28 protein-coding genes and 5 pseudogenes are annotated in these 23,234 nt (G+C 68.2%); 9 read left to right on the top strand and 24 right to left on the bottom strand.

The window, feature by feature from the left end; all coding sequences use genetic code 11:
• Window positions 1-13: 13 nt before the first annotated feature.
• Both WBG99_RS05405 and WBG99_RS05400 read left to right on the top strand, forming a co-directional pair.
• Window positions 14-847, top strand: a complete 834-nt coding sequence (locus WBG99_RS05405) for a transposase family protein (RefSeq protein WP_338895175.1) — start codon at window positions 14-16, stop codon at window positions 845-847.
• Window positions 848-1,020: 173 nt separating this feature from the next.
• Window positions 1,021-1,236 (top strand): hypothetical protein, encoded by a 216-nt coding sequence (locus WBG99_RS05400; RefSeq protein WP_338895217.1) that lies wholly within the window; start codon window positions 1,021-1,023, stop codon window positions 1,234-1,236.
• A gap of 17 nt (window positions 1,237-1,253) precedes the next feature.
• On the opposite strand, the pseudogene WBG99_RS05395 reads toward WBG99_RS05400, so the two are convergent.
• The 4 genes and pseudogenes from WBG99_RS05395 to WBG99_RS05380 all read right to left on the bottom strand — a co-directional run.
• Window positions 1,254-1,544, bottom strand: a pseudogene (locus WBG99_RS05395) (transposase); the annotation flags it as partial.
• Between the two features lie 511 nt (window positions 1,545-2,055).
• Window positions 2,056-2,853, bottom strand: coding sequence for an IS21-like element helper ATPase IstB (gene istB / locus WBG99_RS05390; protein WP_338895216.1), 798 nt, complete (start codon window positions 2,851-2,853; stop codon window positions 2,056-2,058).
• A complete protein-coding gene (istA, locus tag WBG99_RS05385; RefSeq protein ID WP_338900227.1) occupies window positions 2,850-4,487 on the bottom strand; it encodes an IS21 family transposase in 1,638 nt (545 codons plus the stop codon). The genes istB and istA overlap by 4 nt, the downstream gene beginning before the upstream one ends.
• Window positions 4,488-4,622: 135 nt before the next feature.
• A complete protein-coding gene (locus tag WBG99_RS05380) occupies window positions 4,623-5,069 on the bottom strand; it encodes a transposase (protein WP_338900226.1) in 447 nt (148 codons plus the stop codon).
• A gap of 225 nt (window positions 5,070-5,294) precedes the next feature.
• On the opposite strand from WBG99_RS05380, the gene WBG99_RS05375 reads away from it, so the two are divergent.
• From WBG99_RS05375 to WBG99_RS05365, 3 genes and pseudogenes are all read left to right on the top strand, one after another.
• Complete coding sequence (locus tag WBG99_RS05375; RefSeq protein ID WP_338895215.1) at window positions 5,295-6,194, top strand: RNA polymerase sigma-70 factor; 900 nt, start codon at window positions 5,295-5,297, stop codon at window positions 6,192-6,194.
• Window positions 6,195-6,311: 117 nt separating this feature from the next.
• Entirely contained in the window at window positions 6,312-7,058 is a 747-nt protein-coding gene (locus tag WBG99_RS05370) for an NAD(P)H-binding protein (protein ID WP_338895214.1), read from the top strand.
• Window positions 7,059-7,173: 115 nt separating this feature from the next.
• Window positions 7,174-7,332 (top strand): annotated as a pseudogene (locus tag WBG99_RS05365) (transposase); the annotation flags it as partial.
• A 231-nt stretch (window positions 7,333-7,563) separates the two neighbouring features.
• Here the strand turns inward: WBG99_RS05365 and WBG99_RS05360 are convergent.
• The 11 genes and pseudogenes from WBG99_RS05360 to WBG99_RS05310 form a co-directional block, all read right to left on the bottom strand.
• Window positions 7,564-7,950, bottom strand: a complete 387-nt coding sequence (locus WBG99_RS05360; RefSeq protein ID WP_338895213.1) for a hypothetical protein — start codon at window positions 7,948-7,950, stop codon at window positions 7,564-7,566.
• Window positions 7,944-8,234 (bottom strand): hypothetical protein, encoded by a 291-nt coding sequence (locus WBG99_RS05355; RefSeq protein WP_338895212.1) that lies wholly within the window; start codon window positions 8,232-8,234, stop codon window positions 7,944-7,946. Before WBG99_RS05355 ends, WBG99_RS05360 begins: the two co-directional genes overlap by 7 nt.
• A gap of 99 nt (window positions 8,235-8,333) precedes the next feature.
• A complete protein-coding gene (locus tag WBG99_RS05350) occupies window positions 8,334-8,630 on the bottom strand; it encodes a hypothetical protein (RefSeq protein WP_338895211.1) in 297 nt (98 codons plus the stop codon).
• On the bottom strand, window positions 8,627-9,067 hold the full coding sequence (locus WBG99_RS05345) for an RNase adapter RapZ (protein ID WP_338895210.1): 441 nt from the start codon (window positions 9,065-9,067) through the stop codon (window positions 8,627-8,629). Before WBG99_RS05345 ends, WBG99_RS05350 begins: the two co-directional genes overlap by 4 nt.
• A 90-nt stretch (window positions 9,068-9,157) precedes the next feature.
• Window positions 9,158-9,340 (bottom strand): hypothetical protein, encoded by a 183-nt coding sequence (locus WBG99_RS05340; protein ID WP_338895209.1) that lies wholly within the window; start codon window positions 9,338-9,340, stop codon window positions 9,158-9,160.
• The gene (locus WBG99_RS05335; protein ID WP_338895208.1) at window positions 9,340-9,822 is read right to left on the bottom strand and encodes a hypothetical protein; all 483 of its coding nucleotides are present in this window, start codon (window positions 9,820-9,822) and stop codon (window positions 9,340-9,342) included. The genes WBG99_RS05340 and WBG99_RS05335 overlap by 1 nt, the downstream gene beginning before the upstream one ends.
• Window positions 9,822-10,028: a hypothetical protein gene (locus WBG99_RS05330; protein ID WP_338895207.1), complete on the bottom strand. Its 207-nt coding sequence runs from the start codon at window positions 10,026-10,028 to the stop codon at window positions 9,822-9,824. Before WBG99_RS05330 ends, WBG99_RS05335 begins: the two co-directional genes overlap by 1 nt.
• A gap of 22 nt (window positions 10,029-10,050) precedes the next feature.
• Window positions 10,051-10,623 carry a hypothetical protein gene (locus WBG99_RS05325; RefSeq protein ID WP_338895206.1) on the bottom strand — a complete coding sequence of 191 codons (573 nt, stop codon included), beginning with the start codon at window positions 10,621-10,623 and terminating at the stop codon, window positions 10,051-10,053.
• Window positions 10,620-11,348 (bottom strand): annotated as a pseudogene (locus WBG99_RS05320) (AAA family ATPase); the annotation flags it as partial. The gene WBG99_RS05325 and the pseudogene WBG99_RS05320, both read right to left, overlap by 4 nt.
• A gap of 81 nt (window positions 11,349-11,429) precedes the next feature.
• Window positions 11,430-11,974 (bottom strand): annotated as a pseudogene (locus WBG99_RS05315) (transposase family protein); the annotation flags it as partial.
• An 86-nt stretch (window positions 11,975-12,060) separates the two neighbouring features.
• Complete coding sequence (locus WBG99_RS05310; RefSeq protein WP_338895205.1) at window positions 12,061-12,864, bottom strand: class I SAM-dependent methyltransferase; 804 nt, start codon at window positions 12,862-12,864, stop codon at window positions 12,061-12,063.
• 261 nt (window positions 12,865-13,125) lie between these two features.
• Between WBG99_RS05310 and WBG99_RS05305 the strand changes: the two genes are divergently transcribed.
• Both WBG99_RS05305 and WBG99_RS05300 read left to right on the top strand, forming a co-directional pair.
• Entirely contained in the window at window positions 13,126-13,680 is a 555-nt protein-coding gene (locus WBG99_RS05305; protein WP_338895204.1) for a hypothetical protein, read from the top strand.
• Window positions 13,681-13,753: 73 nt separating this feature from the next.
• Window positions 13,754-14,587 carry a transposase family protein gene (locus tag WBG99_RS05300; RefSeq protein ID WP_338895175.1) on the top strand — a complete coding sequence of 278 codons (834 nt, stop codon included), beginning with the start codon at window positions 13,754-13,756 and terminating at the stop codon, window positions 14,585-14,587.
• 322 nt (window positions 14,588-14,909) lie between these two features.
• Here the strand turns inward: WBG99_RS05300 and WBG99_RS05295 are convergent, their stop codons facing one another.
• On the bottom strand, window positions 14,910-15,455 hold the full coding sequence (locus WBG99_RS05295) for an IS5 family transposase (protein ID WP_338895203.1): 546 nt from the start codon (window positions 15,453-15,455) through the stop codon (window positions 14,910-14,912).
• A gap of 37 nt (window positions 15,456-15,492) precedes the next feature.
• Here WBG99_RS05295 and WBG99_RS05290 point away from each other — a divergent pair.
• Window positions 15,493-16,673 (top strand): IS3 family transposase gene (locus tag WBG99_RS05290; protein ID WP_338895115.1). Its coding sequence is split into 2 segments (ribosomal slippage): window positions 15,493-15,757 and window positions 15,757-16,673, totalling 1,182 coding nucleotides; the frame shifts between segments, so codons are not numbered across the junction.
• Between the two features lie 9 nt (window positions 16,674-16,682).
• On the opposite strand, the gene WBG99_RS05285 is transcribed toward WBG99_RS05290, so the two are convergent.
• The 3 genes from WBG99_RS05285 to WBG99_RS05275 are packed head-to-tail and all read right to left on the bottom strand — an operon-like array spanning window position 16,683 to window position 18,003.
• Window positions 16,683-17,021: a transposase gene (locus WBG99_RS05285; protein WP_338895202.1), complete on the bottom strand. Its 339-nt coding sequence runs from the start codon at window positions 17,019-17,021 to the stop codon at window positions 16,683-16,685.
• Between the two features lie 46 nt (window positions 17,022-17,067).
• Complete coding sequence (locus tag WBG99_RS05280; protein ID WP_338895201.1) at window positions 17,068-17,652, bottom strand: DinB family protein; 585 nt, start codon at window positions 17,650-17,652, stop codon at window positions 17,068-17,070.
• Window positions 17,653-17,685: 33 nt separating this feature from the next.
• Window positions 17,686-18,003 (bottom strand): transposase family protein, encoded by a 318-nt coding sequence (locus WBG99_RS05275; protein ID WP_338900225.1) that lies wholly within the window; start codon window positions 18,001-18,003, stop codon window positions 17,686-17,688.
• Window positions 18,004-18,247: 244 nt separating this feature from the next.
• Here WBG99_RS05275 and WBG99_RS05270 point away from each other — a divergent pair.
• A pseudogene (locus WBG99_RS05270) lies at window positions 18,248-18,403 on the top strand (ISL3 family transposase); the annotation flags it as partial.
• Between the two features lie 15 nt (window positions 18,404-18,418).
• Here WBG99_RS05270 and WBG99_RS05265 read toward each other — a convergent pair.
• From WBG99_RS05265 to WBG99_RS05245, 5 genes are all read right to left on the bottom strand, one after another.
• Complete coding sequence (locus tag WBG99_RS05265) at window positions 18,419-19,294, bottom strand: urease accessory protein UreD (RefSeq protein ID WP_338895200.1); 876 nt, start codon at window positions 19,292-19,294, stop codon at window positions 18,419-18,421.
• Complete coding sequence (ureG, locus tag WBG99_RS05260) at window positions 19,291-19,980, bottom strand: urease accessory protein UreG (protein WP_338895199.1); 690 nt, start codon at window positions 19,978-19,980, stop codon at window positions 19,291-19,293. The genes WBG99_RS05265 and ureG overlap by 4 nt, the downstream gene beginning before the upstream one ends.
• 39 nt (window positions 19,981-20,019) lie before the next feature.
• Window positions 20,020-20,694, bottom strand: coding sequence for an urease accessory UreF family protein (locus WBG99_RS05255; RefSeq protein ID WP_338895198.1), 675 nt, complete (start codon window positions 20,692-20,694; stop codon window positions 20,020-20,022).
• A 104-nt stretch (window positions 20,695-20,798) separates the two neighbouring features.
• Window positions 20,799-22,796, bottom strand: coding sequence for an urease subunit alpha (locus WBG99_RS05250; protein ID WP_338895197.1), 1,998 nt, complete (start codon window positions 22,794-22,796; stop codon window positions 20,799-20,801).
• Window positions 22,793-23,119 (bottom strand): urease subunit beta, encoded by a 327-nt coding sequence (locus WBG99_RS05245; RefSeq protein ID WP_338900224.1) that lies wholly within the window; start codon window positions 23,117-23,119, stop codon window positions 22,793-22,795. Before WBG99_RS05245 ends, WBG99_RS05250 begins: the two co-directional genes overlap by 4 nt.
• Window positions 23,120-23,234: the final 115 nt, after the last annotated feature.

Raw genomic sequence — 23,234 nt, 5'->3', positions numbered from 1 at the left:
AGTTGGTAAGTGTGTGACCAAAAACCAGCCCGCCGAGGGCCCTCGGGATGTTGTCTACCAGGTCCGCCTCCCGCTGTCGAAGCGGACCATCGATCTCGTCGCCGACCTGATACGCCAACGCCGCAACCGGATGCGCTCTGTCTGGCGCAAGGCCGAACCCGGTAAGCAGGCCGTCATCGTGCTCGCCGTACTCCGTCACGACCAGCGCCTGGCCGACATGGCCGGCGGCAACCAGGTCGGCGAATCCACCGTCCGCCGCTGGGTGAAGGAAGTCGTCAAGCTGCTGGCCGCCCGCGCCCCGCGCCTGGACCGCGCATGCAAGAAGATCGCCCGCAGCGGCGGGGTCGTGGTCCTCCTCGACGGCACCCTGATCCGCACCCACCGCCGCACCGGGAGGGACGACCGGAAGAACTACTCCGGCAAACATAAGGCCCATGGCCTGCTGTTTCTCGCTGTCACCGACGAGAAGGGCAACCTGATCTGGATCTCCGCGGCCAAGCCCGGCCGGTCCAGCGAGATCACCACCGCCCGCCACAACAAGATCACCGGACACCTGAGGGAAGCCGGCCTCGGCGCCCTGGCCGACCTCGGCTTCGTCGGCCTCGACGACAAGCCCGAAGACGACCCGGTGATCATCACCGGCCGCAAGGCCACCCGCAACCACAAGCTGACCGTCGCCGAGAGGGAAGCGAACCGCCTGGTCAGCCGCGAACGCGCCGCCAACGAACATGGCTTCGCGAACCTCAAGTCATGGCGGATCCTGACCAAACTCCGCACGGACACCCGGCAGGCGACCACGCTCCTGCGGGCCCTGCTCGTTCTGGCGAACAGCGAAGTACAGCGCTGACGGAGCGGGCGGATGATCTCGCCCCGACGATCACGCCACCTGCCAGCGTGAGGACCTCACCAACGCATCACACCAGCCCCACTGAACTGCGGAAACGAGCTTGGCGGAGCCTCACTGGGCGCAACCTGTGTGCCTCGGGCCGGGTCCGGCTCTGCTTCGGCCATAGCCGGGACGTGGTCCTGGTCCACGGCACCGCGCGCATGCTGACCCGCGACGAGCTTCCGGCCGAGGTGGGTGACGCCTTCGCTGCCAAGGGTGGCTGGGACCCTCGCAAGGACCATCCCTCGTACGTCTTCTTCCAGGTCACCCCGCAGGTGCTGCAGGCGTGGGGAACGGTTCCTGAGATGGCCGGACGGACCCTGATGCGCGACGGGAAGTGGCTGGTCTAGGGCGTGTCTCGAACTGGTCACAGCCACTCGTTGATGGCGGCGACCAGCACGGTCGCCTCGTAGCGGACCGCGAGCTTGTCGTACCTCGTGACCACAGCCCGGTGCCTTTTGAGGCGATTGATGCCGCATTCGACCGCGTGCCGAGCCTTGTAGTCGTGCGGGTCGAACTTCGGCGGCCGACCGCCGTGCGAACCGCGTTTCTTGCGGTTGCCGGCCTGGTCGGCCTTGTCCGGGATGGTGCAGCGGATCCCACGCCGCCGCAGGTAAGCGCGGTTCCTCCGGGAGGCGTACGCCTTGTCTGCACGCACCTGGCTTCGTTCACTTCAAGCAGCAGCGTTTGTCTGCCGGTTTGGGCAGCAGTTGGCGATCTTGAGGCTCACGGATGTTCACGAGAAATGACGTCACCGCCGGAGCACGTGGTGGCCGACGGAGTTACTCGGCCGTGATCGGGGACGCTCGATCCGCTGCCATATCCTTCTGCCGTGGCGAACAGGCCGCAGTATGGGGCAGGAGGAGGGGCGGGGTGTCGCGAAATCCGAGGGGCGAGTTCCTTGATAGCCCGGCTTGGATATGTTTGAGCATCCTGTTCTGTGGGTGGACGGCGGCCAGTAGCGGCTCCGCGCCCTGGGTGAGGGTTGCCGCGACACTGACGCTGGTGGGCTGGTGGGCTGGTTGGTGTTGGTGGCGAGGCGCCTTCTGCGACGTGCCCACGACCGTAGGTCTTCTGAGCCGGATGAATCGGCATCCTGAAGGACGCCGCGACCCGGGCTGGCCCGCCGCCCGTGAGGGCGGTCGGCCGGCGAGGTGGGATCGGGGAGATCAGCCGGCTTTGGCGGGTTCCTCGGCTCGGGCTCGAGTGGAGGCGAGGCGGTAGGAGTCGGTGCCGGTTTCGATGATGGTGCTGTTGAAGGTGAGCCGGTCGACGATGGCCGCGCAGAGGCGGGGGTCGGTGAAGGTCTTGGTCCAGCCACCGAAGGACTCGTTGGAGGCGATGGCGACGCTGTTCTTCTCCTCCCGTTCGGTCAGGACCTGGAAGAGGAGTTCGGCGCCGTGCCGGTCGAGCTCCATGTATCCCAGCTCGTCGATGCACAAAAGATCAACGCGTCCGTAGCGGGCGATGGTCTTGTTCAGCTGCTTCTCGTCCGCGGCCTCGACCAGCTCGTTGACCAGCTTCGTGGCGAGCGTGTAGCGGACCCGGTAGCCCTTCATGGCGGCCTCGGTGCCCAGGGCGATGAGCATGTGAGACTTGCCGGTGCCGGAGTCGCCGATCAGGCAGAGCGGCTGGCTCTTCTTGATCCACTCGCAGCTGGCGAGGGTGTGAACGGTGGCTGCGTCGATGTTCGGGTTGGCGCCGAAGTCGAAGGCCCGAAGTGACTTCTCCCGTGGGAAACCGGCGGCCTTGATGCGCCGTTCCGAGCGGCGGCGTGCCCGATCGTCGCACTCGGTCATCAACAGTTCGGCGAGGAAGCCGCGGTAGGTCATCTGGTCCTTGACGGCCCTGTCGGCGATGTCGTTGAACTCGTTGCGGATCGAGGGCAACCGCAGCAGGCGGCAGGCAGTGTCGATCGCGGCGTCGGCGGCCTGCTCGGTCAAGCCTCGCTGGCGGGGCAGGGTCACTGGGCTTCTCCCTCACGGTGGTCACTGCCGCTGGTGCGGCGGCGTCGGAGCAGTTGGTCATAGGGGGTCACCGACGGCAGCGGCCTGGTGTCCGGCGGGAGGTCTGCGAGCCGCCACTCGTGCAGCGACGTGACAGAGGCAGGTGTCTGCCCGGGAAGCGCCGGGATGGATGCGCCGATGGTTGGCTCGTCCTCTGTCTGGGCGGCCTTGCGGGCCTCCAGGGCGACGGCGTCGGCGGTCAGGGCGCCGGCCCGCAGCGCGGTGGCCAGACCCGCGACCACGTGCTCGTGGGCGAGGTGCCGGTTCAGCAGCAGGACCTCGATCAACGCCCGGGTGCCGTCCCGCTCGCCGTGAACCTTGCGGGCCTGGGCCCACCAGGCGTCGTGGACCGGGGTGAACTTGCCCGCGGATCGGGCCTGTTCCAGGGCAGTGGCGCCAGGGAAGGCGCCGGGCTTGCGGATGAGGGCTTCGAGGTAGTGGTCCAGGTCCAGGCGGCAGCTGCCCTTCGCGATCAGCCTCTCGTGGTGGGCCACCTCGATGTTCCTGTCATAAACGAACAGGTGAGAGGCGTGTAGGACGACTCGCACCCGATTGCCGATCAGGCGGGTCGGGACCGAGTAGCGGTTGGTGCGGACGGCAATCTGGCTGCGGCGGTCGACGCGTGGCGTGAACAGTCGGCCGGTCTCGAACGGTTCCTGCGGAAGCGGCATCAGCAGTGGCTGCTCGATGGCGAAGTACTCGTCGACGGTCCGCAGCCGTGAACCGATCCTGCGGTGCCCGTCGTGCAGGTCCCACTGATCGACCATCTCGTTCAGCTCGGCGAGGGAGTCGACTTCCGGGACCGGGGTGAAGTGGTTGCGGCGGAAGTAGCCGATCATTCCTTCGACGCCGCCCTTCTCGTGGGCGCCTTCAATGCCCGGGCGGCAGCAGAAGCTCTCGATATTGAAGTGCGAGCGGAAGGCGATCCACCTGTCGGTCTCCACTCTGGCCCGGTTCAGCCCCAGTACCTGGGCGACGGCCGACTTCAGGTTGTCGTAGCGGATCTTGCTTCGCGGGATACCGCCCAGCGTGCGAAGCGCGTGTACGTGTCCTTCGAAGAAGGCTTCTTGGCCGCAGGAGGCGAAGACGCGGTGGACGGCTTTGCCCGAGTAGGACATGCGGAGCGAGAACAGGTAGCAGGTCACCAGCTCGCCGGCCAGGCGCACGGTCACGTCGCCGAAGTCGACCTCTGCCTCGTGGCCGGGCAGGTGGGTCTGCGGCACAAAGGCTTCAACAGGGGCTTTGCCCGAGGCCGCGAGGACCTCCGGCTTTCGGTCGGAGACGTAGCGTCGGACCATCTGGTAGGACACGTCGGCGCCGTGCTCCTCGATGAGCCGGTGGAAGATCCGCGTGATCGTATGCCGTTGCTTGCGCGGCGCGTCGAGATCCGTCCGCAGTATCTCGTCGATCACCGGCTTGTACGGATCCAGCGCAGTCGGCCGTGGCGGCAGCTTCTTCCGCGGCTCCGGCCAGACGGAGTCCACGGCCTTCTTGACCGTCCTCCACGAGACGTTGTACTTGCGCTCAAGCTCGCGCATCTTCATGCCAGCACGGTGGTCACGCCGGATCGCCGCGTACAGCTCGACCTTGGACATCTGCGGCATGACCAGGACCTTTCACCAGGAGCACCCCGATGCTGCCCTGGCAAGTACTCCAGTGCTGTCAAAACTCGTGAACATCACCCGACCGTGGATCTGGGTGCCTCCCAAACCCGTGAACAACTGACGTCACTACTCGTGAATAAAGCCAGCTTCTGGCCCTGTTCGACCGCAAGGTGCAACTTGGTGGTCAGGCCGCCGCGCGAGCGCCCGAGCCCGTGGTCGTCCGGCTCGACGCTGACGCCGCCAGGCGGCTCCTTCTGCAGCTCCCCTTTTCCTCGCCCCGGCGGCGTGCTGGTGGGCCCGGCACACCGTGGAGTCGACGCTGATGTCCCAGGTGATCAGCTCTTTCTCGTCCGCCCGTGCCTGCAGGTCGGAGAAGATTCGATGCCAGGTGCCGTCCCGCTGCCAGCGCCGGAACAGGTCGTACGCCCGGCCCCAGGGCCCGTACTCGGCGGGGAGGTCCCGCCACGGGATGCCGGTGCGGACCCGGAACCGTATCCCGTCTATCAGCTGCCGCCTGGCCCACGTCGCAGGTCGTCCGGGCTTTTTGCCCTTCGGTAACAGCGGTTCCAGCACCGTCCATTGCGCGTCCGTCAGATCTCCACGTGCCACGTAACAAGATCATCCCACGGTCAAGATCCACTTTCGATACACGCCCTAGGGCGTATTCCTGGTTCTGATCATGTGGCTGGGCGGAGGCTGCGGAGCCAGGTGACCGCATGGTGCCACACGTGGGCCGATGTCCCATCCGGGGCAACTGCCGGATGCCGGATGCTCCCGCGCCTCTGGCAGGCTGGGCGTGTGACGTCAGGGATCGCCGAGGAGTTCACTGCCCACCGCCCCAGGATGTTCGGCCTGGCCTACCGGTTGCTCGGTTCCGCCGAGGAGGCGGAGGATGCGGTGCAGGACGCGTATCTACGCTGGAGCAGCGCCGACCGTGTGGTGATCGATCACCCGGGGGCCTGGCTCGCCAGGGTTGTCACCAACCTCTGCCTTAACCGGATCACCTCGGCCCGTGTGCAGCGCGAGCAGTACGTGGGGCCGTGGTTGCCGGAACCGGTGTTCACGCAGGACGGGTCTCTCGGCCCGATGGAGTTGGCCGAGCAGCGCGATGCCGTGTCGACGGCGCTGCTGGTGCTGTTGGAGCGGCTCACGCCGACGGAGCATGCGGTCTATGTGCTGCGCGAGGCATTCGGCTACGGTCATCGGGACATCGCCGGGGTGCTTGACCTCAGCGAGGCCAACTGCCGCCAGTTGTACCGCAGGGCCATCCAGCGGGTGGCGACGCCCGAGGCCCGCTTCACACCGGCAGCCGAGCAGCAGCGCGAACTCGTCGAGTCCTTCGTTACAGCGGCACGTGAGGGCGATCTGGCAGGCCTGGAGAAGCTGCTCGCCGAGGACCTCACCTGGTGGAGCGACGGCGGCGGCAAGGTCACCGCGGCCCGGCGGCCCCTCGTTGGCCGGGAGACGGTCATGCGCTTCCTGGTGGGCGGCGCGCAGCGGTTCGAAGGCGGCTTGGACCTCGCGGTCGCCGAGGTCAACGGGGCGCCGGCGCTGGTGGCGCACGCGGCGGAGCAGCTCATCGCCGTCGCCTCCTTCGAACTGCGCGAGAGCGTCATCGCCCAGGTGCGGGTCGTCGTCAACCCGGACAAACTCATCTTCGCGGGCCGCCAGTTCGCCGCCATGGCTCCCGGGGCGTGAGCCGCGTGCGAGTGCAGACACGAAGAGGCTGTCACATCTTCGGATGCTCGTCGGTTCCCAGCGGGTGACGGGCGCTCCACCGGGGAGCGCCCGCCCGCCGAAGGGACGACAACTGCGATGACCACGATCCTGTTGACGGGCGGCACCGGAACGCTCGGCCGGCGCCTCACCGAGCGGCTGCGTGCGGACGGGCACGAGGTGAGAGTGCTGAGCCGGCACTCCCGGCCTTACGCCGTGGATCTGCGCGAGGGCACCGGGCTGGCCGCTGCCGTCGCGGGCGTAGACACGGTCGTGCACTGTGCGACCAACCCGCGCGGCGGCGACGAGCAGGCGGCACGCCATCTGATCGAGGCGGCCCGCCGCGCCGGGGTACGGCATCTGGCGTACATCTCGATCGTCGGCGTCGACCGGGTGCCGCTTGGCTACTACCGGACCAAGCTTGCCGTCGAAAGTCTGATCGAGGAGTCGGGGCTCGGCTGGACCGTGCTGCGCACGACGCAGTTCCACGACCTGGTGCTGCAGTTCCTCCAGGGCTCGGCGAAGCTCCCGGTCATGCTGCTCCCGGCGCAGGTCGCGGACCAGCCGATCGAGGTGGAGGAGGTCGCCGCCTACCTGGCCGAGCTCGCAACCGGGGCGCCCGCGGGGCGGGTGCCGGACATGGGCGGCCCCGTGATCCGTACGTTTCCGGAGTTGGCCCGGGCCTATCTGCGCGCAAGCGGACGACGCCGTCCCGTGCTGAACGTGCGTCTGCCCGGCAAGGCCTACCGCGGGTTCCGGGCGGGCGGGCATCTGACGCCGGAGCGGGCCGTGGGTAAGGTCACGTTCGAGCAGTTCCTGGCGGGACGTTTTCCTGCGCGAGGCTGACGCCAGGATGGGGGCGCGTGCCGGGCGGCGTGAGGGCATGCCTCCACGAGCTTGGGTGAGCCCCCACACGTGAGATCCGGCTTCGGGCCGCTGGCCGGTCTGGTAGAACGCCAACGTGGCGCATGCGGAATTTACTGATGAAGAATGGGAGTTGATCGAGCCATTCCTGTCGATAGGCAGGTTCGGCCCATACCCAGAGCGGTTGCGGCAGCAGTTCGAGGGGTCCATCTGGCGGTTCCGCACCGGCAGCCCGTGGCGGGACATGCCAGCTGAAGCCCCGACAGAACCGTGACGACGTCTTCGAACACGGCGGGTTCGCCGTGCACTTCTTCCCGCGCGACCTCGTCGACGCTCTCGCCGAGGGCTGGAGCCTGGACGAGGTCCCCGCCTTCGAGGAGGGCGACCTGCCGGGTCAGCTCTGGCGCGTCACCCAGACCCGACCGCCACCGGCCGCAGCGGCACGAACGCTGTTCTCACTCAACCGACGCCGCCCTGAGAACTCCAGCTATCGGTCAGTGACCGGCTGTACACAAGGGTGCGGGTGCCGTAAGAAGACGCCGTGGGTGTGGACTGCGCGCGGTATGCGGGGGATGTGCTCCGCCGGGTCGTCGCCCGGGTAGAGGTGCAGGGCGCGCCAGCAGTGGATGCGGGCCATGTACGCGGCGGCGGCCTCGATGGTGTCTGCCCACCGCTGGTGTCCGAGGACGACGAACCTGTCCGGGTAGAGGCCGTCGTCGTTCGGAGCTGCGATGCCGGTGACGTAGAGGCTCTGGTGGACGACGAACCCGTTGTCGGCCGCGTCCTCGCCCGGCGTCCAGATGCCTTCAGCGGGGACCGTCGTGCCGTCGTCGGCTTCGCTGGTCTCGATCTCGTACAGGGCAGTGGTCACCATGGGGCGCTCACGTCCTCGAGGAGGGCTGCCAGGAGGTCGCAGGCGTCGGTCTCGTGCGGGTCGTTGTAGGAGGCGTGGTCGCTGACGTGGAACACGGTGTCCTTCGCGGTGACCGTGTACCCGGGCATGACGGTGGCTGCCTTGCCCTCCAGCAGGGTGTTGAGGCGTTCCGCGTCACGGGAGGCGAGCCAGGTCTGGGTGTACGGGCCCATGCGGAGCAGGATGCGGCCGGTGTTGTCCTTCCGGCGGGCTTCGACGTGGACGGCGTAGTGCGCGGGCTTCATGCCGACGTCGTCGGGGAGGTCCAGGCCCGCCGCGGCGTGGGTGAGCGGTGTGAGGGCCGGGTTCCACAGTGCGAGGATCTTGTCCGTCTCGCAGCGCAGTCAGCCCCTGCCGGTGTAGCCGAGCTGGTGGCCGTGGAGGTAGGCCGCGGCGTGCGGGGTGTCGGGGTGGACCAGGGAGACGGCGATCAGGTCGGGGCCGTGGTCGTCGCCCAGACGGGGGTGGGCCCTTTCCACGAACGGTCCGACGCGTACGGCGATGTCCCGGTAGAGGCCGGGCGTCCAGGTCTCCATGTCGCGCAGTGCCGCGAGCAGCGCGCGGAACTGGTCGACGGCGGCCTGGTCCTCGGGGCTGAGAGCGCCGGGCGCGTGGCTGCAGCGGCGGAAGAGACGCTTCATCGGGTGGGCTCCTGCTCGGGGTTGGTGTGGGCGGGGCTGGCGGTAGGCGTTGTCAGCACGCGTGGCAGGTGGACGTGGAGGTGCTCGACTTCGACCTGGCGGCCGCGGTCGCGGAGTGCTCGGGCAAGGAGTTCGGTGAGACCACTTGCACGGTGCTTGCCGCCTGCGCATCCGATGGCAATGCGGCGGGGACCGGCGGGAAGGGTCGCGTAGTCGGCGAGGTTGTCGAGCAGCTCGCGGGCTCCGGGGGTGTTCAGGACGACGTCCTGAACACTGGGGTGGAAGCCGTCCAGGTCGAGGATTTCGCGGGCGGCGGCCGGGTCGCGGAGCCGGTCGCGGACGTCTTCGATCCGGTCGGCGGCGGGCGGGACGGGGCTGCCGTCCGGGCCGGTGGGCAGGTGCAGGTAGCCGAACGAGATCAGGCGGATCGGGTGCAAGGGTGCCTCCTGCTCGGGGGTGAAGGGCGGGAACGTGCGGAGCGCCGCGCCCGGCCGGGAAGGCGGGCGCGGCGCTCGGGGGTGGTGGTGCTATTGGGTGGTGGTGTGGGTGACCACGAGGAACTGGTCGGTGCGCAGGTCCATCACGACCTGAGCGTCCGTGCCTTGGGCGCGCCTAGCGGCGGCGTACTCTTCGGCCGGCCAGGAGCCGCGGGGGCCTCCGGCGGGGAAATGCTCCAGGACGGTGCGGGAAGGCGCGGTGGTCGTGGGCATCAGGCGTCACCTCCGGTCACGCGCTCGTGGATGTCGATCAGGGTGGCGATGGCGTCGGGGTTGTCCGCCAGGCCGACCCACTGCCCGAGCGCGGTGAAGACGGGCACGGCGTCTGTGTCGGCGTCGAAGATGACGCAGTAGTCGCCGTACCGGTCCATCACCATGTCCCGCAGGACCGGGACCAGCGCGGTGTCCAGGACCTCCAGGGCGTCGAGGGTGAGCCGGGCGGGCTCGCCGGGCGTCTGGGACTGGACCAGGGTGCCGGTGACGCGCAGCAGGTCGCCGGGCTGTATGCCGGTCAGCAGCTCGTGGGTGATCCGGGGGTCTCCGCTGGTGCAGGCCACGACCGTGTCGGGGGCGTCCTGGGCGACGGTGTCGGCGTCGGCCGGGCGGACGATCAGGTCGAAGGTGGCGGTGCCGCGCGGGCCGGGGGCGGGTATCGCGTCGACCCATCCGTCGACGGCGCAGTGCTTGGTGTCCATTAGCTGGCCTCCGCCAGGGACTCGGTGGGGCGAGGGGAGCGGGGTCGGGTGGTGCACTGGGCGATGTCCAGCAGTTCGCGGTTGCGCCGCTTCTGGGCATCGGTGAGCGGCCGGGCCTTCACGCCGCCATGGCGGTGCCAGAGCGGGGACGCGGGCGGCTCGGGATAGGCGAGGGCGTGGTCGACGTCTCGTTGGGTGCTGCTCAAGGGAGCCTCCAGGTGGAGGGGTTCAGGCGTGGTCGTCGTCGCGCCGGCGTTTGGGCTGGACGTCGGAGGCGAACCGGCCGAGGCGGGCCTCGGTGGGGTGCTCGGAAATCCAGCCCTCCGCTCTCGCCTTGTGCACGGGCTCCCCGTAGTGGGAGCGCATCGGCGTGGGCTTGTCGCAGAGCGCGCAGGGGCGGTCCTGCCAGCGGTCGAGGTGCTGGTTGTCGCGCCAGTCGAGAAGGGCGCCGGGAGCCGGGATGAGCCCCGGCTCGAACAGCGGCTTCTTGCCTCGGGGGCGGTCACGGCCGGAAGTCGGGAAGCTGCTGGAACACGCGGTCCAGCAGGTCCGGCGACGGCGTGCCGCGTCGTAGACCTCGTGCGCGATCCGTACGGCGGCGCTGCACTCGAGGTGGATCGTGATGGGCCGCCGGGGGTCACCGGCGCTGGTGTGGACGGTGCGGCGGTGCGCGGCGAGGCCGGCGCCCCCGCCCTGAATCGGGAGGTGGCAATGACGGCAGCCGCGCCACCACTCATCCCCGGCCGGAAGGTCGGCCGGGGTGAGCGGGTGCGGGTGCGGGCCGTCGGCCGCGCGGCTCATGCGACCGCTTCGGCGAACTGCGCCTGAAGGTCCGCGCGGCCCTCGGGGTCGTCGTCCTGGTCGTCGACGCCGTCGCCGTGGACGGTGCAGACGATGTCCGGGTCGCTGTCCATGGCGCCGGTCAGCGCCTTGTGCAGGTCGGTGACCGAGTAGACCGGCGCCCACGCCTGCCCGGCGCACTCCGGGTCGAAGGGGCAGGGCAGCAGGACGTCGAAGCCGAAGCCGAAGCCGAAGTCGCCCTCGCCGTCGACGTCGTCGCGGAACGCCAGGATGAGGTGCTGCTCCCCGAGCCGGATCTCCGCGACGCGGTCCCGACCGGTCACCAGGTCCGAGCCCGGCCGCCACCGCCACAGCGGCAGGATCTCCGGGCCGAAGAAGCGGCGGACCAGGAGCAGGTCACCCAAGCCCTTGCTGCCGTCCCGTCCGAGGCCGGCCTCCCTGGCCTGCGAGAGCCGCTTCAGGAACGGCTCCAGCCGGTGGAGGTTGTCGGCGAAGACGATCGTGTTGAATCCTTCGGCCGCCAGCTGCTGGTGGGAGTACGTCATCGCCTGGTGCTGGGCACGGACGACGTCCTCGGGCACGCGCCGACTGTCCGGGCGCGGGCCTTGCCGGGTCAGGCAGACCGACAGCGGCGTGGCGACGACGACCGCGGCGGTCGGCATGCCGTGCCGCTTGGCGGCCATCACCAGCTCCACCCTGATGCGCTGCTCGCAATTAGTCGCGTTCCCTGTCAAGTTCTACTGTTCGCATCGAGCGGATCCCAGCGGGGCCATGAACGCGGTTGTCTCACTGAGCTGTTTCCAACCTCAGTTTGAGCAGGTCAGATGCAGGGTGAGGACGGCCTGAACCAGGCTGGTGATGCGAGTCGTGGAACATCGCAGCTTACGCAGGAGCCGCCAGATCTTGAGGGTGGCCATGGCCTGCTCGACGAGCGTAAGCATCCTTGCATGCGAGCGGTTGACAGCCTGCTGACCTACGGAAAGCGTTTCCCAGCGACCCCAATAGGGCAGCCGTACGGTGCCGCCGGCGCCCCCGTAACCCTTGTCGGCCTAGCACTCCACGCTGGTTTCCTCCAGGGCGTCGATGATGCCGTGGGTTCGCGCGGCCTTGATGTCGTGGACTGCGCCGGGCAGTGCAGGCGATGCCCACACCAGTCGCCCGGCGGGATCGGTGATGATCTGCACGTTCATGCCGTGCTTCTCATGTTTCCCAGAGAGAAGGGCCGGTCGGCCGCGATTCGGTCGATCGGCAGCAGCGTGCCGTCCAGGATCACGAATGCCTTGGTGGAGGCGGTGCAGGCCGCGGTCCGCAGGTCGGAAGCCAGCGCGGCGAGGACCGCACCCGCAGCAACCGCTTCAAGCGCTGAACACTTCGCGAAGAACCCGCTGCAGGCGGTCGCGAGCCGGCAGGTCGGCAACGACAACGACGAAAGGCGGGTCAGCGCGCCGGCTCAGACGTGCCTCGCGCCTGGTCGCGGCTGGCGACCACCAGGTATCCATCGCTCTCGGGGTCGAAGGTGGTGGACTGCACCGTGAGCCCGACACTCCGCAACTGCGCCACGAGGTCCTCGTACCGGTAGGGCCAGATGGACAACCGCTCCGAGCAGGCTCGCACTGCCCCATCCGGCTCGATCTGGGCGACCACGATCTCGAGGAAGTGTTCCTGCTCCCAGCGCTGCTCGATCTGCCAGTAGTAGCTGACGACCGCATCGCGGTCGTTGCGGCGGATGAGTCGATCGCGGACGTCTACCCGTGAGCCGGCGGAGCGCACGAGCTCCCAGTTGCGTGACGTGAGCACGAGGCGTCCGCCCGGATTCAGCAGCCGCGACATCGCTTCCAGTGCGGTCAGGCGCCCGGCTGCGCCCTCGGCGTGCCCGAGCGAGTTGCCGACGCAGAACACCAGATCGAACGTGGAGTCCTCCAGGTGGTCGGGCAGCTCGTCCCAGCTCGCGCGGAGGGCTCGAAGCGAGACACCCTGCTCGTCGGCGGCCTTCTCGGTCCGGCGAACCATCCCATTGCTGGCGTCTGCGGCGACCACGTCAAGGCCAAGACTCGCGAGACCGACGGCGAGCTGGCCGGTTCCACACGCGCAGTCGAGGACGCGCGCGTTGGGCGGCAGAGAGCCCACGACATCGCTGTAGTAAACCGCGGCTGCCTTGGCGGGGGTCAACCTGTCGTCCCCGATCAGCCACTCGTATGCGTCGGAAAGCGCCCCATAACCAGCCACCGCGATAACCTCCATCACTCGACGACACGCGGGCTAGACCGCGCCTGCGATTCGGACCTTGCGCCTCGCACTGTGCCGGGCCGTGTCAGCGAAGCATTGAGGCTCCGCCAAGCTCGTTTCCGCAGTTCAGTGGGGCTGGTGTGATGGGTCGGTGAGGTCCTCACGCTGGCAGGTGGGGTGATCGTTAGCACGAGATCGTCTGGCGCAGGTGTTCTCGTGGGTTCTGGAGTGAGGTTCGGGGGTCGCCGCGTAGGTTCTGCGCTGGGAGGGATGTTCATGACGGACGTGCTGGCGTGGACGATCGAGCGGCGGCTTGAGCTGGCGAAACGTGCCGAGCTGCTGCGCAAGGAGCTGGGTGAACTCGAAACGGAGGTCGCCCGGTTGGAGGCCGCCGAGGTGGTGTTCGGGCAGTGGGCCGAGGCCACTGATGGTGGACGGCGACCGCCGGGCATCGTGTCGCCGGAGCCGGAGCCGGAGCCGGAGCCGGAGCCGGAGCCGGAGCCGGAGCCGGAGCCGGAGCCGGAGCCGGAGCCGGAGCCGGAGCCGGAGCCGGAGCCGGCCGTTGTGACGGTGGGTCCGGGTGCGGGCGGGATGCGAGTGGTGCCGGACCGCGTCGAGGGGATGGGACTGGAGGTCCTGACCTCAGAATATCGACGGATCATGGAGATCGTGGCCGGGGCGGACGGTCCGGTGATGGCCAAGGACGTCGCCCTCGGGCTGGGCCGGGAGGCGAGTCCGGCGAAGATCGAGCCGGTCCGGGGCCAGCTGCGCAAACTTGCCGACCGGGGCTGGCTCTCACGTACCGCGTCCGGGCGTTACCTTCCCCGCTGACCAGTAACGCCGCTGGCCGGACGGGCCGATTCCTGCCATAACGCGAGTGCCCCCGGCGGGAGTTGGTAAGTGTGTGACCAAAAACCAGCCCGCCGAGGGCCCTCGGGATGTTGTCTACCAGGTCCGCCTCCCGCTGTCGAAGCGGACCATCGATCTCGTCGCCGACCTGATACGCCAACGCCGCAACCGGATGCGCTCTGTCTGGCGCAAGGCCGAACCCGGTAAGCAGGCCGTCATCGTGCTCGCCGTACTCCGTCACGACCAGCGCCTGGCCGACATGGCCGGCGGCAACCAGGTCGGCGAATCCACCGTCCGCCGCTGGGTGAAGGAAGTCGTCAAGCTGCTGGCCGCCCGCGCCCCGCGCCTGGACCGCGCATGCAAGAAGATCGCCCGCAGCGGCGGGGTCGTGGTCCTCCTCGACGGCACCCTGATCCGCACCCACCGCCGCACCGGGAGGGACGACCGGAAGAACTACTCCGGCAAACATAAGGCCCATGGCCTGCTGTTTCTCGCTGTCACCGACGAGAAGGGCAACCTGATCTGGATCTCCGCGGCCAAGCCCGGCCGGTCCAGCGAGATCACCACCGCCCGCCACAACAAGATCACCGGACACCTGAGGGAAGCCGGCCTCGGCGCCCTGGCCGACCTCGGCTTCGTCGGCCTCGACGACAAGCCCGAAGACGACCCGGTGATCATCACCGGCCGCAAGGCCACCCGCAACCACAAGCTGACCGTCGCCGAGAGGGAAGCGAACCGCCTGGTCAGCCGCGAACGCGCCGCCAACGAACATGGCTTCGCGAACCTCAAGTCATGGCGGATCCTGACCAAACTCCGCACGGACACCCGGCAGGCGACCACGCTCCTGCGGGCCCTGCTCGTTCTGGCGAACAGCGAAGTACAGCGCTGACGGAGCGGGCGGATGATCTCGCCCCGACGATCACGCCACCTGCCAGCGTGAGGACCTCACCAACGCATCACACCAGCCCCACTGAACTGCGGAAACGAGCTTGGCGGAGCCTCATTGAGCAGGACCCAACCACTTCCGGCCGCTGAGACTCCACCGGATTTCGTGGGAAACCGCGACACGCCGCACCGACGCAGGTCCCCACTCCACCGGCGCCCCATCGGCCACGATGGGGACTGCGGCCGGCAAGCGCGCGTTCACTGCGGAGCGCTTTCACTGCCTCAACTGGTGGACGCGCCGCAGCCTGCGGTGCTTAGAGGACGTCTCACGTGGCAAGTTTCGCGAGCTTCTTGTAGCAGGTCAGGGCAGCGGCCAGGCCGAGGAAGGCGAGGAAGTGCGAGCCCTTTCGTTCGTATCGGACGGTCAGGCGACGGTAGCCGAAGAGCCAAGCAATCGACCGCTCGATCTTCCAGCGGTGCCGACCAAGGCGTTCGCCGGACTCGATGCCTGGCCGCGCGATGCGCGCGACGAGCCCACGCTCGCGTAGCCAGCTGAGGTGTTCGGCGGAGAAGTACGCCTTGTCCGCACGGAGTTTGACGGGCCGGCGCCGCCGTGGACCCCGGCGGGACCGGACCGCGGAAATGCCGAGGATGAGCGGCTTGAGGGCGAGACTGTCGTGCATATTCGCACCTGACACGGCGACGGCGAGCGGGACTCCCTGGGCATCAGACAGCACGTGCAGCTTGCTGCCCTTCTTGCCGCGATCGACCGGGTTCGGCCCTGTCAGAGATCCCCCCTTTTGGCGCGAACGGAGGCCGCGTCGACGATCGCCGAGGTCCAGTGAGGGGCCCCGAAGTTTCCGGACAGGCACCCAATAGGGTTGTCCTGAACAAGGAAACGAGGAAGAAGTGGCGCCACCCAGTAAGTACTCGCCGGAGTTCCGCGAGGAAGCCGTCCAGATCGCGTTGAGGTCAAGCAAGACGATCTCCGAAGTCGCCCGGGAGCTTGAGCTGAACTCGGAGACGCTACGCGGCTGGGTGAAGAAGTACCAGAAGCAGCAGGAACCGGCCCCCGACGCGGAACTGACGGTGAACGAGCGAGCGCGCCTGAAGGAACTCGAACGACGCAACCGCGAGCTGGAGATGGAAGTTACCTTCCTGAAAAAAGCCGCAGCGTACTTCGCGAAGGATCCCCGGTAGCAAGCAAGTACGAGTTCATCGACGAGATGCGGCTCGACACCGAGAAGTACGCATACAGCGTCGAGTTCATGTGCGGCCGACTCGGCGTCTCCAGATCCGGCTACTACGACTGGCGATCCCGCCCGGAATCCGCGACAGCTCAGCGGCGCGAAGAACTGAAATTGCTCATCGAGAAAGCCTTCGACATGTCCGACAGCACCTACGGGCACCGGCGCATCCAGGCCCAGCTGCACCGCTGGGGCGTCGCCGCGGGCGTGGAGTTGGTCCGCCGCCTCATGCGCGAACTGGGCCTGGTGCCCTGCCTGCCACGGCCGAAGAGGTTCAACCTCACTCAGGCTGCGGCCGGCCAGGTGCCGGACCTCGTCGGCCGCGACTTCACCGCGGATGCGCCCGGTGAAAAGCTCGTCGGTGACATTACTTATATCGCGACAGGGGAAGGCTGGCTGTACCTCGCAACGGTCATCGACTGCTGCACGAAAGAAGTGATCGGTTACGCGATGGACGACCACTACCAAACCTCACTGATATCCAGGGCGATCCGTAACGCGGCACGGAACAGGAACCTCTCGGCCGGCGCGACATTTCACTCGGATCGCGGAAGTAACTACATGTCAGCCGAGTTCGGGAAGACGCTCGACCGGTTCGGGTTCCGCAGATCTGCCGGCCGCACCGGAATCTGTTTCGACAACGCCATGGCCGAATCATTCTTCGGCGCCCTGAAGAACGAGCGCGTATCAAGGGTGACTTACCTGACCCGCGAGGACGCCCGGCAGGACATCACTCGCTACATCGAATTCTGGTACAATCGCAAACGCCTCCACTCGGCGGTGGGTTACCGCCCTCCGCGCGAAGTCCACGCCGAGTATGAGAAGTTGCGAATCGCCGCGTGAAATAAACGGTCATAAGCCTGTCCGGAAAACGTGAGGCCCCTCACAGTCCACCTCGCCCCGGGCTCCGAGTTCGTCCAGCACCGCCCGATGCAGCCAACGCCACAGGCCGACCCCGGTCCATACCGTGAAGCGGCGATGCGCGGTGGCGGAGGACGTGCCGAACGTCGGCGGCAGATGACGCCAGGCACAGCCGCTGGTCAGCACGTACACCACTGCGGTGAACACGGCCCGCTCGTCACGCGGAGCGGTCCCGCCACCTTGCGGTCGAGCCGCGAACGTCGGCAGTAACGGGGCGACCAGCTCCCAGAGCTCATCAGGAACCAGACGCTTCGACAGATCAGCACCCACGGTCGGCATCATGCCGCTCGAACATCAAGTCACGTGGCACAGCCTTCTATGCCTTGACCGATGCGGCCGATCTGGCGGCCTGCTCGATCTTCGCGCAGTAGGCGTCGCGGGCTTCCTCATCGATCTGCATCTCGTGTTCGGGCCGCATCCCGGTTCGGCCATCGACGTCTTCGCGCAGGATGTCGGCGTGCCCGGCATGCCGGTTGGTCTCGCCGAGGACGTGGACCAGGATGGCGAACAGGTTCGTGTTGAGATAAGGCTCCGGCCACCACGGCACGTGGCCGGGGGCGTCGAGGGGAAGCTCGTTGATCGTCGCGTCTGAGTGTTCCCACGTGCGCCGGTAGGACTCGATAATCTGATCGCGGGTCTCGTCCGCAGTCGCCCACAGATCGCTGCCGTCATGGTCCTGCCACCGAGGCAGCGGTTCCGGGGAAGGGCGGTCGAAGACCTCGCCGAAGTACCTGGCCTCGACGCTGGCCACGTGTTTGACCAGGCCGAGGAGGTTGGTCCCGGTCGCTGTCAATGGTCGGCGGGCGTCGTATTCGGACAAGCCATCGAGCTTCCAGAGCAGCGCCTTGCGGTCCCGCCGCAGTCTCCCGTGCAGGGTGTCCTTGGCGAATTCATCGATCATGCGGCATGAGCCTGCCATGGACTACTCGCGGCCTCAAGATCCCGTACGTGGACCGCAACGACCGGAAGAGCCGAAGCCCGGCCATGGCCACTGTCCTGAGCTGCCGCAAGAAGCTCGCAGAACTTGCCACGTGAGACAACCTCTTAGGCGAGGACGCGCTGGCCTTGCGGCCCCGCACCGGTACGAGGGTGCCGTCCACGATCCACAGGCGTTCGGCGCTCTCCCGGGAGGCCCGGCCAGGTCCAGCGCGAGCAGTGGGCTGAGCCGCTGGATCAACCGGCACACGGTCGCCGGCGAGACGCCGAACAGCGGGGCGAGCTGCCGCATGGTCAGGTTCGTGCGGTGATACACGGCCACCAGCAGCACCCGCTCGGTCAGCGGCAGCCGCCATGGACGGCCCCACCCGCAGCTCTCGCCGCCGCGTACGCGGACCGCGTGCAGCAACCGACCGAACTGGTCACTCCGTAGCCTGGTGAACGTCTCCACTCACACCCACTCGGCCCTCAACATCCCAGACACGCAACGGATGTGCCCTGATCACGGCCTTCTGCCCCACTCTTTAGGCAGCGGTCTGACGCCATCCCAGGAGAGCGAATCGCGCTTGTCCGCACTGCGGATGCTGACACGGCTGCCCCTGCCGCCGCTGCGCGTGCCAAAAGTGCCCGGCGTCGACGACTTCGCTCTCAAGCGGCGCCACCGCTACGCCACCATCCTCATCGGCGTCGAGACCGGCGAACGGATCGACGTGGTGGAGAGGGGACGGTGATCACGCCCCGGACCGGCCACGTTGCCTTCCGAGGGCATGCGCGTGCGCCTCGTCGAGGAGCTCGCGCAGTACCGACGAGGTCGGTGCCACGGCTGTGGCGAGCAGAGCCGGCCCCTCGGCCAGCGGCGCGAGGAGGGCGCACCCGTCCTTGGAGCCCTCTCGGAGCAGGACGGGGTCCGCGCGGGCGTTCACGCCGGGTCCGACGAGCAGAAGCTGGCCGACGGCGCGATTGCCGTTCAGGACGGCCGGGCCGTCCCAGCCTGGCTCCGGGCTGCCGTACGCCGTGTGCTGGTCGAGCAGCGTGCGTCCGGCGCGGCGGACCAGGATCCGGCTGACGAGGCGGCCGGGCTCTTCGCCGGCCCGGCCCAGGAGTTGCTCTTCCCGCAGTACCAGCCGTGCTGTGGCGTCGAGTTCAACGGTGCAGGTCTGGCGCAGGTTGCTGCTCGCGGAGCTGATCAGCGGCTGCGGCAGCCAGCGCAGGATGGCGTGCTCTGCGACGGAGAGCCGTACGTCGTAGGTGGCCGGGGCGGTGGTGGGGCCGCGCAGAGCGAGTGTGGCGGCGGCCGTGGTGACCTCCAGTTCGGCCCGGTCCTCGGCGGTGATGTCGAGGGACAGCCGGTCGCCGCCGAGCGGGGCGCTCATCGCGCCGATGATCCCCACCCTGGCGGCGTTGCCGCCTGTGCGCAGGCGCCGCAGGTGGAAGGGGCCGTCGCTGCGCAGCTGCGGGAGGGTGGTGGCGCGTCCGTTGTGCGCGGCGCGGATCCGGGCCGTGGCACGTACACCGTCTGGGTGGCCGGTCGGCTCCTGTGCGCCAGGTGGGGGACTGCTGACGTCGGACGTGGCTCGGGCGGAGGCAAGTCGGGTGGCGGGGCTCATACAGTTGCCCCGGCGCGCCACCGGGTGAGGTGGCCGGTCAACCACTCGGCGACTTCGTGGATGCCGTCGTCGGAGGTGAGGTCGGTGAAGATGACGGGAAGGTCGCCGCGCTGTCGTTTCGCGTCGACGGCCATGGCGTCCAGGTCGGCGCCGACGTACGGGGCGAGGTCGGTCTTGTTGACGAGGAGGAGGTCGGCGGTGGTGATGCCGGGGCCGCCCTTGCGGGGGATGTCGTCGCCGCTGGCCACGTCAATGACGAAAATCTGTACGTCGACGAGGCCCTTGGAGAAGGTGGCGGTCAGGTTGTCACCACCGGACTCGACGAGCACAAGGTCGAGGGGGTGGAGGGTCTCTTCCAGGTGCTCGACGGCTTCCAGGTTGGCGGAGATGTCGTCGCGGATCGCGGTGTGCGGGCAGGCGCCGGTCTCGACGGCGGTGATCCGTTCGGGCGGCAGGACGGCTTCGCGCAGCAGGTACTCGGCGTCCTCGCGGGTGTAGATGTCATTGGTGACAGCGGCGATGCACCAGCGGTCGCGCAGCGTGCGGCAGAGCGCGGCGACGGTCGCGGTCTTGCCGGAGCCGACAGGCCCGCCCAGGCCGACGCGCAGGGCGCGACGGCTGCCGTCAGGCCGGGTCGCCGAAGCGCTGGGGATGTGCTGGTGAGGCAGAGAGTGGTCGAGGTGCATGGCAACTCCGTTGCGAAGCGCAATCGAATCGGGTGGTGGTCAGGAGGCGAAGAGCCGGACGGTCCAGGCGGCATGCTGCTCCGCGGTGATGTCCAGCAGGGGTGAGGAGGCCGACGGCAGGGCGTCGATGCCCTCGGTCAGGGCGAGGGTCGCAGCGTCGGCCGCGGCCGACGCGACGTCGTCGGTTTCCGGACCGAGGCGGGCCAGCAGCCCCGAGGCGTCGAGCGGGTTGAGGCTCAGCAGGCGCACGGCTGCGGTGGCCGGGCCACCGATGCTCTCGTACGCGGCCGCATAGGCGGCATCCACCGGGTCGAGCCCGGCGGCGCGGGCGGCGAGCCCCAGGACGATGGGCTGGTGAGCGCCCTGGGGTCGCGCGGCGGCCAGGTGCTCGAGTTCGGCCGAAGGGAAGGTGGCACGAGCCGCCCGCATCATCTGCCGGCCGAGCCTGAGGGCGACGGCACGCAGTGCGGGGACGGGGGTGCGGGCATCGGCGGCCTCATCAAGCAGCAGCGGATCGTGTCCGCCAGCGGCGGCCGCGGCCAGCCCAGCCGTCGTCAGACCAGTGGTGTGCAGACGCCCGCGGCAGAACGCCTCCAGGCTGGCGATGCCGTGGACGGCTCCGTGGGCGACCGCGGCCTCGACGCCGCCGGAGTGGGCGTGCCCACCGGCGGGAAAACGGCCGTCGGCCAGAAGGAGCAGGGCTGCGCGACTCATCGGCGAGCGGCTGCCTTTCACAGGAGAGGAGGTAACGAGGTGGCCGGGACTGACAGTCCGGGCCCGGTCGCCAGGGCGGCGCGGCGGCCGGGCTTGGTGGTGGGTCAGAAGAGGAAGTACCGCTGTGCCAGCGGGACTTCGCTGACGTAGGAGCGCGGTACGGTCACACCGTTGAGTTCCGTGCGGGCGTCGCTCGTCGTCGCACCGCCGATGGTGACCTCGAAGCTGTTGTGGTCGACTTCGAGGCTTTCGGGCACCGTGTCGTTCAGCTTCATGTCGGTCTTCTTGACGTGCCGGGTGTCGGCAATCTCGACGAACCTCTTGCGGAGTCCGAGCCCCTCCGTCTTCGCGTCCGTGACCTTCTTGCTGCTGTCCTGGGTGATGACGAATCGGGTGTTCAGCCTGTCGGCCACGCCCGGTGCCGCGAAGTTCACCGAGTTACTCCCCGGGGCGCGGCCGGTGGACCCCCACACGGGCCGCGGCAGGTAAGGCTGCGGCGTCGTGATCGATGCATTGGCGTCGCCGACCTGCGCGTAGGCGAGCTGGCCGCCCTTGAGGACCATATGCGTCTTGACGCCGAAGAACTTCGGCTCCCACAGCACCAGGTCCGCCAGCCTCCCCGGCTCCACGGAACCGACGTGACCGGCGATTCCGTGCGTGATCGACGGGTTGACCGTGTACTTGGCGACGTACCGGCGCGCCCGGTAGTTGTCGTTCGGCGTCAGCCTGTCCTCGTTGAAGGAGTGCTTCTTGTCCTTGTTGTCTTTGCGGATCGTTCGGACTTTCGCGCTCCGCAGGTCTTCGGGCAGTGGGCCGTAGCGGCACTTCATGACGTGCGCGGTCTGCCAGGTACGCATGATCATCTCACCGATGCGCCCCATCGCCTGGGCATCCGAGGACATCATCGAGATGGCGCCCATGTCGTGCAGGAGGTCCTCCGCCGCCATGGTGGAGGGCCGGATGCGGGAATCCGCGAAGGCCATGTCCGCCGCGATGTCCGGGTTGAGGTGGTGGCAGACGACCATCATGTCGACGTGCTCCTTGACGGTGTTCACCGTGAAGGGCCGGGTGGGGTTGGTCGAGGCGGGCAGTACGTTCGGCTCTTTGACCAGCTCGATCATGTCCGGGGCGTGGCCTCCTCCGGCGCCCTCGATATGAAAGATGTGGATGGATCGCTTCTTGAAAGCGGCCTTGGTGCTTTCCAGGAAGCCGGACTCGTTGAGCGAGTCGGCGTGCAGGGCGAGCTGGATCTTGCGCTTCTCACAGACTGCCAGCGCCTTGTCGATCACCGCGGGCGTGGCACCCCAGTCCTCGTGAATCTTGAAGCCGATGACACCCGCGTCCACCTGCTCGTTCAGGGCCTCAGCGTTCATCGTGCTGCCCTTGCCGAGCAGACCGATGTTGACCGGGTACTCGTCCAGAGCCTCGAAGAGTCGGGTGATGTGCCACTCGCCCGGGGTCACGGTGGTCGCCGTGCTGCCCTCAGCGGGGCCGGTGCCGCCGCCGATGAGCGTGGTCACGCCCGAGGCCAGGGCCTCGTGGATCTCCCCGGGGCAGATGAAGTGGACGTGGGTGTCCACACCACCCGCCGTGAGGATCCGGCCGTTGCCGGAGACGACCTCGGTGCTCGGGCCGACCACGAAGTTCGTCGCCGTCACCGGCAGCTGCTCGCCGGCCTGTTCACGAGCGGATTTCTCGAACGCCGAGACCGGGTCCATCGTCTCGGGGTTGTACGCCTTGCCGATGGCATGAACTTTGCCATCTCTGATGCCGACGTCGGCCTTGACCACGCCCCACCAGTCGAGGATCAGCGCCCCCGTGATGACCGTGTCCATGGGAACGCGACCCTTTTTGCCGCCCCCGTCCCTCGGGATGTGGGACATGCCCATCGACTCCCGGATCACCTTCCCGCCACCGAAGATCATCTCGTTGCCGCTGTTCTCCGGTCCGCCGCTCCAGTCAGCTTCGATCTCGACGGTGAGATCGGTGTCGGCCAGGCGGACCCGGTCCCTGGTGGTGGGCCCGTACAGAGTGGCGTAGTCCGCCCGCTTCAGCACATTGCTCTGCCTCTGCTGGCCCGTCTGCCCCGGCTGGCTACTCATCGGACGATCCCCTTGCGTAGTCCCTGGATCTTGCGGGTGTCCTTCTTGGCGTCGCCCTCGATCTTCACCAGTTCAACGCAGCACACATCTCCTGGTTCGAACCTCACGGATGTGCCGGCGGCGATGTTGAGCCGGCGCCCCTTCGCCTCAGGGCAGTCCTTGAGCGGCTGGTTGGTCACGGACGTGCCAGCGGGGTTCTCGACCACCTCAAGGCCGGGGTTGGCTTCGGCGAAGTGGTAGTGGGAGCCGACCTGGATGGGGCGGTCGGACGTGTTCCTGACTTTGATCGTCTTCTTGTCGCCCTGCAGGTGCTCGTTGAACACGATCGCCTCATGCCAGGACGCGGCGTCCTCGCACTCATCGCAACAGGCGGACGAGTCGGTGTCGGCGCAGTCGACCGGGCAGTTCGGCCTGCGCGCCGGCTGGGGGTGCTCGACC

The organism is Streptomyces sp. TG1A-60 (assembly GCF_037201975.1).
Lineage (GTDB): Bacteria > Actinomycetota > Actinomycetes > Streptomycetales > Streptomycetaceae > Streptomyces.
This window is presented reverse-complemented; position numbering and strand designations above follow the sequence as displayed.